This is a genomic window from Marinobacterium sp. MBR-111 (assembly GCF_040547585.1).
Lineage (GTDB): Bacteria > Pseudomonadota > Gammaproteobacteria > Pseudomonadales > Balneatricaceae > Marinobacterium > Marinobacterium iners.
In genome coordinates, this window is record NZ_JBEPQA010000004.1 from 19355 (window position 1) to 32267 (window position 12913).

General features: G+C 55.2%; 13 protein-coding genes. 11 read left to right on the top strand and 2 right to left on the bottom strand.

Annotated elements, in window-relative coordinates; genetic code table 11:
- Nucleotides 1-340: 340 nt before the first annotated feature.
- The 9 genes from ABIE61_RS03785 (at nt 341) to ABIE61_RS03825 (ending at nt 7645) form a co-directional block, all read left to right on the top strand.
- Nucleotides 341-652: a phenol hydroxylase subunit gene (locus ABIE61_RS03785; RefSeq protein WP_354406852.1), complete on the top strand. Its 312-nt coding sequence runs from the start codon at nt 341-343 to the stop codon at nt 650-652.
- Between the two features lie 25 nt (nt 653-677).
- Nucleotides 678-1661, top strand: a complete 984-nt coding sequence (locus ABIE61_RS03790; protein ID WP_354406854.1) for an aromatic/alkene monooxygenase hydroxylase subunit beta — start codon at nt 678-680, stop codon at nt 1659-1661.
- Nucleotides 1662-1678: 17 nt separating this feature from the next.
- Nucleotides 1679-1948 (top strand): MmoB/DmpM family protein, encoded by a 270-nt coding sequence (locus tag ABIE61_RS03795; protein ID WP_354406857.1) that lies wholly within the window; start codon nt 1679-1681, stop codon nt 1946-1948.
- 16 nt (nt 1949-1964) lie between these two features.
- Entirely contained in the window at nt 1965-3467 is a 1503-nt protein-coding gene (locus ABIE61_RS03800) for an aromatic/alkene/methane monooxygenase hydroxylase/oxygenase subunit alpha (protein ID WP_354406859.1), read from the top strand.
- Between the two features lie 75 nt (nt 3468-3542).
- The gene (locus ABIE61_RS03805) at nt 3543-3905 is read left to right on the top strand and encodes a phenol hydroxylase subunit P4 (RefSeq protein ID WP_206835480.1); all 363 of its coding nucleotides are present in this window, start codon (nt 3543-3545) and stop codon (nt 3903-3905) included.
- Nucleotides 3906-3915: 10 nt separating this feature from the next.
- Complete coding sequence (locus ABIE61_RS03810; RefSeq protein WP_206835477.1) at nt 3916-4977, top strand: NADH:ubiquinone reductase (Na(+)-transporting) subunit F; 1062 nt, start codon at nt 3916-3918, stop codon at nt 4975-4977.
- A 110-nt stretch (nt 4978-5087) separates the two neighbouring features.
- Nucleotides 5088-5447, top strand: a complete 360-nt coding sequence (locus tag ABIE61_RS03815; RefSeq protein WP_091824646.1) for a 2Fe-2S iron-sulfur cluster binding domain-containing protein — start codon at nt 5088-5090, stop codon at nt 5445-5447.
- A 19-nt stretch (nt 5448-5466) separates the two neighbouring features.
- Entirely contained in the window at nt 5467-6390 is a 924-nt protein-coding gene (locus ABIE61_RS03820) for a catechol 2,3-dioxygenase (RefSeq protein WP_354406862.1), read from the top strand.
- Nucleotides 6391-6592: 202 nt separating this feature from the next.
- Nucleotides 6593-7645, top strand: coding sequence for a zinc-dependent alcohol dehydrogenase family protein (locus tag ABIE61_RS03825; protein WP_354406865.1), 1053 nt, complete (start codon nt 6593-6595; stop codon nt 7643-7645).
- Nucleotides 7646-7721: 76 nt separating this feature from the next.
- Here the strand turns inward: ABIE61_RS03825 and ABIE61_RS03830 are convergent, their stop codons facing one another.
- A complete protein-coding gene (locus ABIE61_RS03830) occupies nt 7722-8975 on the bottom strand; it encodes a YeeE/YedE family protein (RefSeq protein WP_354406868.1) in 1254 nt (417 codons plus the stop codon).
- A gap of 122 nt (nt 8976-9097) precedes the next feature.
- Nucleotides 9098-10153 (bottom strand): alkene reductase, encoded by a 1056-nt coding sequence (locus ABIE61_RS03835; RefSeq protein ID WP_354406870.1) that lies wholly within the window; start codon nt 10151-10153, stop codon nt 9098-9100.
- A 170-nt stretch (nt 10154-10323) separates the two neighbouring features.
- Here ABIE61_RS03835 and ABIE61_RS03840 point away from each other — a divergent pair, with 170 nt between their 5' ends.
- The gene (locus ABIE61_RS03840; protein WP_354406873.1) at nt 10324-11661 is read left to right on the top strand and encodes a diguanylate cyclase; all 1338 of its coding nucleotides are present in this window, start codon (nt 10324-10326) and stop codon (nt 11659-11661) included.
- A 234-nt stretch (nt 11662-11895) separates the two neighbouring features.
- Nucleotides 11896-12894 (top strand): WD40/YVTN/BNR-like repeat-containing protein, encoded by a 999-nt coding sequence (locus tag ABIE61_RS03845; RefSeq protein WP_354406876.1) that lies wholly within the window; start codon nt 11896-11898, stop codon nt 12892-12894.
- Nucleotides 12895-12913 lie beyond the last annotated feature (19 nt).

Below are 12913 nucleotides of genomic sequence, written 5' to 3' on the forward strand. Positions count from 1 at the left end.
TTATTTCATTGTTGAGATATTTGATGATGATTTGGAAGCGAAACCATAGAAACTAATACTAAAGTAGTATGAGGGTGGTTGGTCTCAATACAACTGAAAGTGACCATTTCATCAAAAAAAAGCCTGATTTTTCATGAAATGATTATTTCATCAGTGCCTGGGTGCTATGTGCGCAACGCTTTGTTGCGTGAATAGCAACATGATCTGGCTTTTAATTATTTCTTTTAAATCAATTGCTTGGCTTTTGTCTTGTGTCTGTTTTGATGCTGTTTCGCCAATCTGGCACAGCAGTTGCTCTCATGCATTGATGAATGCATCCGCCGAAGAGCAGAGGATAACAATGACAAAACTCACACTGCACTCACGCAACGATGACCTGCCCAAACGCTCGGCTTTTGATCGTTTGACCAAATACATCCGGGTACGCAGTGAGCCTGGATCGCGTTTTGTCGAGTTCGATTTTGCCATTGGTGATCCTTCACTGTTTGTGGAGCTGGTGATGCCAAAAGGCGCCTTTGATGAATTCTGTGCCGCCAACGATGTGGTGCACATGACCGAAGATCAGATCCGTGAAGTCGATTCCGAAATGGAAAAATGGCGCTACGGCGAAGATACGCTCATGTCTCACAACCATGATCGTGATTCCGAATAACAACAACTGCAGCTGGGAAGAGTCCATGACCATCGAAATTAAAACAGCCACGCTGGAACCGGTGCGCAATACCTATGCGAATGTCGCGCGTCGTTTCGGCGACAAGCCGGCTACCCGCTATCAGGAAGCCACTTACGACCTTCAGTCCGAAACGAATTTTCACTACCGCCCCTTGTGGCAGCCGGATCTGGAACTGAACGATACGCGCCGTACTGCCATCGAGATGGCGGACTGGTACGCGCTGAAAGACCCGCGCCAGTTCTATTACGGCACCTACGTCCAACAGCGTGCCAAAATGCAGGAGAACGCCGAGAGCAACTATGCGTTTTTTGAAAAGCGTGATCTGGCTCGGCACCTGAGTGACGCTCAGCAGGCTGAAGTGATTCGCTTCCTCGTGCCGCTGCGTCATATGGAGCATACCGCGAATCTGAACAACATGTACGGAGCCGCCTACGGCTATGGTACGGCCGTGACCCAGGCGCTGCTGTTTGATGGTATGGATCGCCTGGGTATCGCGCAGTACCTGTCGCGCATTGGCCTGATTCTGGATGGCAACACGGGGGAGGCGCTGGAAGAGGCCAAGCGGCAGTGGATGGAAGCCGATATTTGGCAGGGACTCCGTGCACTCTGTGAAGAGATGCTGGTGACTGAGGACTGGTTCGAAGTATTCGTAGCGCAGGACCTGGTGGTCGATACCCTGGTATATGACCTGGTATATGGCCAGTTTGACCAGTACCTGGCTGACAGTGGTGCCCAGGATGTAGCCATGCTGACCGAGTTTATGCAGCTCTGGTACAAGGACTCTTCACGCTGGGTAGATGCAGTCATCAAGGAAACCGCAAACGAATCTGAAGAGAACAAGGCACTTTTGAAACAGTGGATCGAAAAATGGCGTGGCAAGGCAGCAGAAGCCCTGGCTCCGCTGGCACCGGCAATGCTGAATGACGAAGCGCTGGCGCAGTCGCTGGCAGAACTGGATAAGCGGGTCGCTAAGGCCGGCATCAAATAACAACAAGGAAAAGCCTCATGTCCAAAGTATATATCGCACTGCAGGATAACGATGAGTCGCGCTACATCGTCGAAGCAATTGAACAGGATAACCCTGAAGCAACCGTTATCCACATGCCGGCCATGATCCGCATCGAAGCCGAGAACTTTCTCGCGGTGAAGAAAGAGACTGTAGAAGAAAAAATGGGACGTGACTGGGATGTGCAGGAGTTGCACCTCAGCCTGATCACGATCGGTGGCAACGTCGATGAAGATGACGATCAGATCACCCTGACCTGGAACTCATAACAAGAAGGTAACCCCAATGGCAGCCAAAAAGCTCAACATTAAAGACAAATACCGCCTGCTGACCCGTGACCTGGATTGGGAGTTTTCCTATCAGGATCGCAAGAAGGCATTCCCGTTCGAAGAGTTTGAAGGGATCAAGATTACCGACTGGTCAAAATGGGAAGACCCCTTCCGTCTGACCATGGACGCCTACTGGAAGTATCAGGCCGAAAAAGAGAAGAAGCTGTACGCCATATTCGATGCCTTTTCTCAGAACAATGGTCAGCTGAACATTTCTGATCCACGCTACGTCAACGCACTGAAGATCTTCCTCACCGGGGTATCGCCGCTGGAGTATCAGGCATTCCAGGGCTTCGCCCACACGGGTCGTCAATTCGGCGGTGTTGGCGCTCGAGTGGCCTGCCAGATGCAGTCCATTGATGAACTGCGCCACGTGCAGACGCAGGTTCATGCCATGAGCCATTACAACAAGTTCTTCGACGGCCTGCAGGACTGGTCGCACATGCACGACCGCGTGTGGTACCTGTCTGTACCCAAATCGTTCTTCAGCGATGCGCGTGCAGCGGGTCCGTTCGAGTTCATGGTGGCAATCGGCTTCAGCTTCGAATACGTGCTGACCAACCTGCTGTTTGTACCCTTCATGTCCGGCGCAGCCTACAACGGCGATATGGCCACCGTAACCTTCGGCTTCTCGGCCCAGTCCGACGAAGCGCGCCACATGACCCTTGGGCTGGAGGTGATCAAGTTCCTGCTGGAGCAGCATGAAGACAACGTGCCGATCGTACAGAAATGGATCGACAAGTGGTTCTGGCGTGGCACCCGTCTGCTCACCATCGTGGCGATGATGATGGACTACATGCTGCCCAATAAGGTGATGAGCTGGAAGGAAGCCTGGGAAGTGTACTTTGAGGAAGCTGGCGGCGCCCTGTTCAAGGATCTGGCCCGCTACGGCATTCGCATGCCGAAGTACGCCGACATCATCGAGAAGGAAAAAGAGCACATTTCTCATCAGGCTTGGTGGACCTTCTATACCCATGGTCATGCGGCCGGCTTCCACACCTGGATCCCGACCGATGAAGAGCTGGACTGGTTGAGCGAGAAGTACCCCGATACGTTCGACAAATACTACCGTCCGCGCTGGGAGCTGGCGAAAGAGATGGAAGCCCGCGGTGAGCGTTTCTATACCAAGGCGCTGCCTCAGCTATGTACTACCTGTCAGGTCCCGATGCTGTTTACTGAAATGGATAACCCGACTCAGATCTCCTACCGGGATTCTGTCTACAACGGCGACCGCTATCACTTCTGTTCCGATGGCTGTAAGGACATTTTCGATGATGAACCGGAGAAGTTTGTGCAGTCGTGGCTGCCGGTGCACCAGATCTTCCAGGGCAACTGTGGTGGTCCGGGTGTTGAAGACGTCCTGCGTGACTACTACCAGATGAACGTCGGCGTCGACAACATGGACATCAAGGGCTCTCCGGACGAAGAGCGCTGGAAGAAGTGGAAGGGCGTTGCCTGAGGTCACTAAGAGGCGCGCTGCACACGCAGCCGCTTCTCAAGTCGGTGTATCTACACGAGTTTGAGGATAACAATAATGCCAGTACATGCCATCACACCCGATTATAAGGGTGATGTTAAAGACCGTGTTGAAAACTTCCACGGCAATCAGATCGTCTATGTAGGCTGGGACCATCATCTGATGTTCTGTGCCGCCTTTGCGTACCCGCTGCCGCCAGAAACGCCGTTCCGTGCGCTGCGTGATGAGGTAATGCCTGAGGGTTTTTCACTGCACCCCGAGTGGTCCAAAATCGACTGGTCCAAAGCAACCTGGCTTCTGGACGGCCAGCCGTTTGAGCCGCAGCTGGATGTGTCCCTCAAGGATCAGGGTATTGGCCACAAGTCCCTGTTGCGCTTCCAAACCCCTGATCTCAAGGGTTACAAGGGCGCGGGCGTTTGAGGAGAGCGTTATGAGTTATGAAGTCAGGGTCGAACCGACCGGTGATGTGATCGAAGTCGACGAGGGGCAGACCATTCTGGATGCCGCCCTGCGTCAGGGGGTCTGGCTGCCGTTTGCCTGTGGTCATGGAACCTGTGCCACCTGCAAGGTGCAGGTACTTGAAGGTGATGCCGATCTGGGCAACGCCTCACCCTTCGCGCTGATGGATATGGAGCGTGAAGAGGGCAAGATTCTGGTTTGCTGTGCCACACCAGAGAGTGATCTGGTGATCGAAGCCGACATCGACGTCGACCCCGATTTTCTGGGCTACCCGGTACAGGACTACGTCGGCACCGTCACCGACATCGTCGATCTGTCGCCCACCATCAAGGGCATCACCTTTGAACTGGACAGTGCGATGGAATTTCAGGCGGGGCAGTACATTAACCTGAAAATTCCGGGCGTTGAAGGTACGCGAGCCTTTTCGATTGCCAACAAGCCCAGTGATGACCGCCATGTCGAACTGCATATTCGTCGGGTTCAGGGTGGCGCCGGCACCACCTGGCTGCATGAGCAACTGCAGGTGGGTGATACGCTGGATATTTCCGGTCCCTACGGTCAGTTCTTTGTCCGCAAGTCGGATGATCAAGACGTGATCTTTATCGCGGGTGGTTCCGGTCTTTCCAGTCCGCAATCGATGATTCTGGATCTGCTGGAAGCGGGCGACAATCGCCAGATCTATCTGTTCCAGGGCGCGCGTAACGTCAGTGAGTTGTACAACCGTGAGATGTTCGAAGCGCTCGACCGTGAGCACGACAACTTCCACTACATTCCGGCTTTGAATGAACCTCTTGACGAGGATCAATGGCAAGGCTTCAAGGGTTTTGTGCATGAAGCGGCCATCGACCGGTTTGATAACCGCTTCAGCGGTCACAAGGCTTACCTTTGCGGGCCGCCGCCAATGATCGATGCTGCCATCACTGCGCTGATGCAGGGGCGCCTGTTCGAGCGGGACATCCACATGGAGCGCTTTGTAACGGCTGCAGACGGTGCTGATGAGCAGACCCGTTCAGCGCTGTTTAAACGAATCTGATCCCGAATCAGGGATGGTTTCACCCGCTTTCGGGATTTCATGTTTCCATCTGAGGCGGTGGAAACCCCGGCCTCGAGGCGGGATTATCAGACATCACGTGAGGTCTGAATATGAATAACAACTATAACGCATCGACTCCGGAAACACCGCAGCGCCACCGTATCGAGCTGACGGATGAGGAGACCAGCTTTAACGCCAGTTCGGAGTTGAGCCTGCTGGTCGCCATGGAACGGGCAGGGCAGGCGCTGATACCGGTTGGTTGTCGTGGCGGCGGGTGTGGCAAATGCCGCATCCGGATTTTAAAGGGTGAGTATTTCAGTAAACGCATGAGCAGAGCCTGGGTTTCCCCCGAACAGGAAGCCGAGGGCACTGTGCTGGCCTGCAGGGTCTATGCCCGCAGTAATCTGACAATCGAACCTGATCCGCCCGAAGTCGCCACCAGCTGTGGTAAGGCAGATCGAGCAAGCTAACAACTATAAGGAAACGGCTATGAAAAAAGGTGTAATACGTCCCGGTCATATCCAGTTGCGCGTTCTGGATATGGATGAAGCTCTGAAGCACTACGTTGACCTGATGGGCATGATCGAAGTTGATCGTGATACTCAGGGTCGTGTCTACCTCAAGGGTTGGACCGAAGTGGATAAATTCTCTCTGGTACTGCGTGAGGCGGATCAACCAGGGATGGATTTTGTCGGTTTCAAATGTCTTGATGAAGCCACCATTGATCGTCTCAGTGCCGAGCTGCAGACGGCGGGTGTTGCCACCGAAGAGATCGCAGCCGGTGACCTGAAGGACTGCGGCCGTCGCATCGCCTTCACAGTGCCGACTGGGCATCGCTTCGAGCTGTTTGCCACCAAGGAGCAAACCGGCAAGTGGGGCGTGGGCAACCGCAACCCAGAAGCCTGGCCGCGCGATCTGAAAGGCATGAAAGCGACTCGCTTTGACCACTGTCTGTTGTACGGGCCGGACGTGCCTGCTACCGTCAAGCTGCTCACTGATGTACTGGGTATGGACCTGGCCGAACAGGTTGTCGATCCTGAAGGCAAACAGCTGGCCGGCTTCATGACCGCAAGCATGAAAGCGCACGACGTAGCGTTCATTGAGCATCCCGAACCTGCCAAGCTGCACCATGCATCCTTCTTCCTGGAAACCTGGAACGATGTGTTGAAAGCAGCGGATCTGATCTCCATGACCGATACTTCCATTGATATTGGTCCGACCCGTCACGGCCTGACCCATGGCCAGACCATCTACTTCTTTGACCCGTCAGGCAACCGCAACGAAGTATTTGCCGGTGGAGACTACCATTACCCGGACCACGAACCGGTGACCTGGGATGCCGAACAACTGGGCAAGGCGATCTTCTACCATGACCGTCAGCTCAACGAGCGTTTCCTGACCGTTTTGACCTGATCCTCTGCTCTAGCTGTATCAAGCCCGCTCCGGTTCGTTCCGCAGCGGGCTTTTACGTACAGGGCGTACGGTATGCTGCGGGTGCATGGATGCACAGGAGCATCGATGACGTGAAGGTACACCGTGACGCTGGCAGATTTCCACATATTCGCTATGCTGATTTGACCGAGACATCTTTCATCTTTGCTCAATGGAGACAGCAATGACACAGGACAGCATGAAAGCAGTGGTTTATCACGGGCCGGGTAACAAGTCCCTGGATACGGTGCCGATGCCCAAAGTACAGAAACCCACTGATGCAGTGGTTAAAATCGTCAAAACCACGATTTGTGGTACTGACCTGCATATTCTCAAAGGCGATGTTCCCGCTGTGACTGAAGGCCGCATCCTGGGCCATGAGGGCGTGGGCATTATCGAATCCGTGGGCGATGCGGTCAGCAACTTCAAGCCCGGTGATCGGGTGCTGATCTCCTGCATCACCTCCTGCGGCAAGTGCGAATACTGCAAGCAACAGATGTATTCCCACTGCGAGGATGGCGGCTGGATTCTGGGTCACCTGATTGACGGCACTCAGGCCGAGTATGTGCGTATTCCGCATGCGGACAACAGCCTCTACCCGATTCCGGCAGGGTCGGATGAAGAAGCGTTGGTGATGCTCAGTGACATTCTGCCCACCGGTCACGAGATCGGCGTGCTTTACGGCGCAGTCAAACCCGGCGACACGGTTGCGATTGTGGGTGCCGGCCCTGTGGGCATGGGCGCATTGCTGACGGCACAGTTCTATTCCCCCGCCAAGATCATCATGGTGGACCTGGACGATGGCCGGCTGGAGATGGCCAAAACCTTTGGCGCCACTGACCTTATTAACAGCGGCAGTGGCGATACGGTTGCACAGATCATGGCGCATACCAAGGACGGGGTGGACGTGGCGATCGAAGCGGTGGGCATTCCGCACACCTTTGATATCTGCCAGAAAGTGGTACGCCCGGGCGGGCACATTGCCAACGTGGGCGTACACGGTACCAAGGTGGATCTGCAGATTCAGGACCTGTGGATAAAAAACATCACCCTGACCACAGGGTTGGTGAATACCAACACCACTCCCATGCTGTTGAAAACCGTCACCTCGGGCAAACTGCAGCCGGAGCGATTAATCAGCCACCGCTTCAGCTTCGACGACTTCATGGGCGCCTATGAAGTGTTCGGCAACGCCTCGCGTGAAAATGCGATGAAGGTGATCATTAATAACGACTAACTATCCTTTTCGATGATTTGAGATACGGATGCATTTGTCGGCTTAAGAAGGCATGCCACTCTGCAGCAGACCGCGATTAAGCCGCCTGCATCCGCCGTCCCAGCATGTTGCCGATCACTCCACCGGCCACCATGAACACCAGGAAGATCCAGCCCGACAGGGAGAAGTTGGCGATCGGGGTAAACAGGGCGCCCACGTTACAGCCATTGGCAAATCGGGTACCCAGGCCCATTGCCAAACCGGCGATGACCAACATGCCCGCTTCACGCGCCGTCAGGCGCATTCGTGACAGACCGCTGAAGAAGCGCCCAGCCAGCAGCAGAGACACTACCGAACCCAGCATGATGCCCATGTTCTGCACATTCACCGGATGGCTCAGGAATGGCATGGTAAAGGCCTGTATCGGACGGTCGGCGAAGGCTGCCACGGCTGCCGGGTCGATACCGATCAGAATCAGCAGGCGACCAAACCAGAGACCGAAGGGGGTGGATGCTCCCCAGCCTGAACCGGTAACACCCATCAGCAGAGTAAACAGCACCACAATCATGGCGATGCCGGTGGTCATCGACCAGCGTGACACAAACAGCGCTTCATAGGTGTGGCGGCTGAAGAACGGATGCTCACCCAGGTTGGAGGGCTTGCTGTTCAACACCTGATGTTCTGAATCTACCCCGATATAGGTGTTGTCGCGACGACGGTGGTGTTCGTAGCGATGGGCTAGCCAGCTCACCAACCCTGCTAGGGCTGCCGTAATCACAATGGCCCCAAAATAACCACCCAGTGGGTCGCTCGGGAACAGGTCAGGCAGGTAAACGCCCTTGTCGGCATAGGTCGGGGTCGAGATCAGTGTGTCTGTGATCCAGCTTTCCTGTGACTGTAACGGGAAGCCAAGAAATACCCCCATACCGAAGCAGAACAGAATCAGCGCCGGGCGTGCCAGGTTACTGGAGAAGTAGGTCAGTACACCCGAAGCACAGCAGCCCGCGAACGACATGCCGAAACCGAACATCAGCGCGCCGACCACCAAACCGAGGTTGATCGGGTTGACCCAAAGGTTCAGATCATGTGGGTTCTGGTTGTACAGAAAGGCGGTTGAGGCCACGGCGGTGGCGGTAAACATCAACATCAAACCGCGCATCAGGCGGGTTGAGCCGGCACGATAGGCGCGGTTGACGCTGCCGGCAAAACCGAGCGCAGCGCGGGTCAGGGCGTAGCCCAGACCCAGGCCGACCAGCAGACGGAAAAAGATGGCTGAATCCAGCAGGGCATTGCCCAACAGCAGGACAGCGGCCAGCAGAGCAAAGCCGCTGAGGTTTTCTTTAGGGTTCATCAGTTGTATCCAATCATTCAGTAACACTGAATGCGGATTCTAATGCCCTTAAAGAATAAGGCAATCAGTAGACAATACTAATATGCTATAAGCTAATGCCTTTGAGTAAGCGCCCTCGGGGATCAGCCCGGCATGAACGGATAGTCGGTATAACCCTCAGGACCGGAAGCATAAAAGGTGCTTGCATCCTGCTCGTTCCAGTCAGCCCCGGCCGCGATGCGCTGTGCCAGGTCAGGGTTGGCAATATAGGGTTTGCCAAAGGCCACTGCATCCGCCTTGCCCTCGGCCACATAGGCTTCGGCCGATTCGGCGGTAAACGCCTCGTTGGCGATATAAACACCACCAAAGTGCTGCTTCAGCATCGGACTTATGCTGTCATCGGCAACATGCTCACGGGTGCAGATGAATGCCAGCTTGCGCTGTCCCAGTTGCTCGGCCACGTAACCGTAAGTGCCTTCTCGATCAGTCACGCTGACATCGTGTGAATCGGCACGTGGGGACAGATGCATGCCCACGCGGTCGGCACCCCAGACCCCGATCACCGCATCGGTGACTTCCAGCATCAAACGCGCCCGGTTCTCAATGCTACCGCCGTACTGATCGCTGCGCTGGTTGCTGCCATCGAGCAGGAACTGTTCCAGCAGATAGCCGTTGGCGCCGTGAATTTCGACCCCGTCAAAACCGGCGGCCTTGGCATTTTCGGCGCCCTTGCGGTATGCCTCGACAATGGCCGGAATCTCGTCGGTCTCAAGCGCACGCGGAGTGGGGTATTCGGTTTTGGGGCGAATCAGGCTGACATGCCCAGCCGGCTTGATGGCGCTGGGGGCGACCGGCAGTTCGCCGTTGAGGTAGCTGGGGTGCGAAATGCGGCCCACATGCCACAGCTGCAGTACGATCAGACCGCCCTCGGCATGTACCGCATCGGTAATCTTCTTCCAGCCCTCGACCTGAGCATCGGACCAGATTCCCGGCGTATCCGGGTAACCCACGGCCATCGGCATGATGGAGGTGGCTTCGGAGATAATCAGGCCTGCAGCGGCACGCTGGCGGTAGTACTCCACCATCAACTCACCGGGGACGCGATCGGCCTCGGCACGGCAGCGGGTCAGCGGAGCCATTACGATACGGTTGCGCAACTGCAGCGCGCCGGCCTGCAGGGGCTGGAAAAGTGCACTCATCTTAAACTCCCGGTGTGTCTGTCGGATTGGTTTGCAAGTTTTGTAACGTCAATTACACCTATATGCGGCTGCACGCCGATGATTTCAAGCCCTTAAAACTGTCGCAAAAAAGTTTTTTTATTACAATGTCATTTGATGTTAATCAGATGATCACAGGGCAGGAAAACACAGTGCGAGATCGCCTCATTCGGTTGTTACAGTCTCCATTGGCGCTGCTGTTTCCAGTACCCTTCTGGGCCCTTGTGGTGGGTCTTTTGTATTATCACAACGACCAGACATTGCAGCACGCCGGGTTTGACCTGGCGATGCAGCGCGGAGAAGTCGCGTTCCAGCTGGTGCAGGTGATGCGTCACTGGAACTCGGAACATGGCGGTGTGTATGCGCCCCTGACCGAGCGCACACCGGAAAACCCCTGGCTGGATGTGCCTGAAAAAACCATCACCTCGCCCGAGGGGGTTGTACTGACCAAACTCAACCCCGCCTATATGACCCGCCAGATTGCGGAGACACTCAGGGGTGGCGAGCTGGAAATTCACCTGACCAGCCTGAAGCTGATGAATCCCGGCAACAAACCGGATGACTGGGAAACCCGTGCGCTGACACGCCTGGAGCAGAGCGGCGGCAAATCCTTTGTTGAAATAGTGGGTGATCGCTTCCGCTACATGGCGCCGCTGCATATCGAACCGGCCTGTATGTACTGCCATGCGAAAATGGGCTATCAGGTGGGCGACATGCGCGGGGGCCTGAGCGTCTCTTTCCCGATCAGTCACGCACAGCGGCTGACAACCAACCTGCGCCGAGACAGCGTTCTGATTCACGGCATCGCGTTTTTGCTGCTATCGGTAACCGGTATCGCCGCGCTGATCGGGCTGCGCAGGTTGCTGGGCAGTCTGCAGCATGAGCGTGACGAACGGGAATCGATCATTGTCGATCGCACCTCCAATCTGCAACAGGAGATCAAACGCCATCGCCGCTCGCAGGAGGCGCTGAGTTATCTCGCGCATCATGACGAACTCACGGGGGCGCACAACCGGCGCTGGATTTTGGCTCGGCTTGGCTACCTGAAGCAGGAAGCTGAACAATGCTCAGGGACACTTGCAGTATTGATGCTTGATATCGACTACTTTAAGCATATCAACGACCGTTATGGTCATCAGAAGGGGGATGAGGTACTGGTCACGTTCGTATCCCGTCTTCAGAGCGAATTGCGCCAGTCGGATCAGCTGGGTCGTTATGGCGGTGAAGAGTTTCTGGTGCTGTTGCCGGATACCAGCAAGAGTGATGCGGAAAAAATCGCGCAGCGGTTGCGTCATGCCATTGCCGATACGCCATTTCAGATTAACGATGAAGTGCTGGATGTCACCACCAGTATCGGACTTGCCTGCCTGGAAGCAGATGTTTCGCTGGGTCAGGATGAACTGGTGGGGCGAGCTGATGTGGCGCTGTACCTGGCCAAACAGACCGGTCGCAACCGTGTGGTGTGCTGGAATGATGAAATGGCACATTGATCATTTGCTCAACACTCTGTTGCTGAATTGATGATTTAATCAAAGAGAGTTGATCAAGTTTCCATTTTGTAACGTAAGCAATTACCCGAATTGGTCTTTTTTCTGACCCTATAACCCCAGTAATCATGCAGGTTTCAGCCTTGTCGCCAAAATGAGTATCCATTTTGACACAGCTGTTGCTCTATCCGGATGAAGCCGAACTTTCGTGCCCACATTCATCCAGAAGAACAACAAATGATGAGACTGAAAACCGAACAGACCGCCGTGCAGCCTGCGGGTACACGGCACTCAAGATCTTCATTTCCCTTTCGCCTTGGCATCGTGCCCGGGCTGATTCTGTTGGCCGGTTGTGAAGCGCCGCTCAATCTGAGTGGTGTTGAGCAACAGCTGCAGGAGCCGGTACGCCGTACAGATCAAATTCAGGCCGTCGTTACGGCGCCAGGTCTTGAAGTGGCGGTTGGCAGTAATGGCCTGGTACTGCACCGTGACAACAGCGACTCACCTTGGCAACGTCAGGTGCTCGACAGTCAGCCCAACCTGATCGATGTGGAAATCTGTCCCGACAGCACTTTGATTGCGCTTGGCTTTGAGCAACAGCTCTGGCGCAGTGATGACAAAGCCCTCAGCTGGCGGCCTATCGACCTGCCAACCCCTGAAAATCTGCTGGATATTGCCTGTGCGCCTGACGGCAGTTACTGGGCGGTAGGCAGTTTTTCAACCCTGCTGTCCAGCCATGACCGTGGTGATACCTGGGAAGAGAACAGCCTGGGTGAAGACGCCATGCTCAGCAGCATCCAGTTTCTTGCGGACAGTACAGCCTATGTTACCGGTGAGTTCGGCATTGTGGCCCGCAGTGACGATGCGGGCCGTAACTGGGCGTTGCTCGACTACATTCCGAATGATTTCTATCCACAGGCCGCTCACTTCACCACCCGCTGGCGCGGTTGGGTCGTTGGGCTCGATGGCATGGTGCTGCAAACCGAAGATGCGGGCATGAGCTGGCAGGTTGAACCCACGCCCGTCGCTGCGCCTCTGTACGGCATTGTAGAAGCAGGGGGTGAGCTGGTGGCGCTGGGTGAGAACGGTACGGTTCTCAGCCGTCGCAAGGGACAGTGGCAGTCGCTGGACGTTCCCGTGATCCCAGTATGGCTGCGTGACGCCGCCCAACAGGAAAACGGCCAGCTACTGATTTCAGGTGGCGCAGGCACGCTGCTGTCGCTCGATATCCAATAATAACAACTCGACGGTTCTA

Excerpts from the sequence above, each read along its gene's own strand:
- ABIE61_RS03805 (WP_206835480.1), top strand. The coding sequence starts at position 3,543 with ATGCCAGTACATGCCATCACACCCGATTATAAGGGTGATGTTAAAGAC.
- ABIE61_RS03795 (WP_354406857.1), top strand. The coding sequence starts at position 1,679 with ATGTCCAAAGTATATATCGCACTGCAGGATAACGATGAGTCGCGCTAC.
- ABIE61_RS03785 (WP_354406852.1), top strand. The coding sequence starts at position 341 with ATGACAAAACTCACACTGCACTCACGCAACGATGACCTGCCCAAACGC.
- ABIE61_RS03845 (WP_354406876.1), top strand. The coding sequence starts at position 11,896 with ATGATGAGACTGAAAACCGAACAGACCGCCGTGCAGCCTGCGGGTACA.
- ABIE61_RS03800 (WP_354406859.1), top strand. The coding sequence starts at position 1,965 with ATGGCAGCCAAAAAGCTCAACATTAAAGACAAATACCGCCTGCTGACC.
- ABIE61_RS03820 (WP_354406862.1), top strand. The coding sequence starts at position 5,467 with ATGAAAAAAGGTGTAATACGTCCCGGTCATATCCAGTTGCGCGTTCTG.
- ABIE61_RS03810 (WP_206835477.1), top strand. The coding sequence starts at position 3,916 with ATGAGTTATGAAGTCAGGGTCGAACCGACCGGTGATGTGATCGAAGTC.
- ABIE61_RS03815 (WP_091824646.1), top strand. The coding sequence starts at position 5,088 with ATGAATAACAACTATAACGCATCGACTCCGGAAACACCGCAGCGCCAC.
- ABIE61_RS03825 (WP_354406865.1), top strand. The coding sequence starts at position 6,593 with ATGACACAGGACAGCATGAAAGCAGTGGTTTATCACGGGCCGGGTAAC.
- ABIE61_RS03790 (WP_354406854.1), top strand. The coding sequence starts at position 678 with ATGACCATCGAAATTAAAACAGCCACGCTGGAACCGGTGCGCAATACC.
- ABIE61_RS03835 (WP_354406870.1), bottom strand. The coding sequence starts at position 10,153 with ATGAGTGCACTTTTCCAGCCCCTGCAGGCCGGCGCGCTGCAGTTGCGC.
- ABIE61_RS03830 (WP_354406868.1), bottom strand. The coding sequence starts at position 8,975 with ATGAACCCTAAAGAAAACCTCAGCGGCTTTGCTCTGCTGGCCGCTGTC.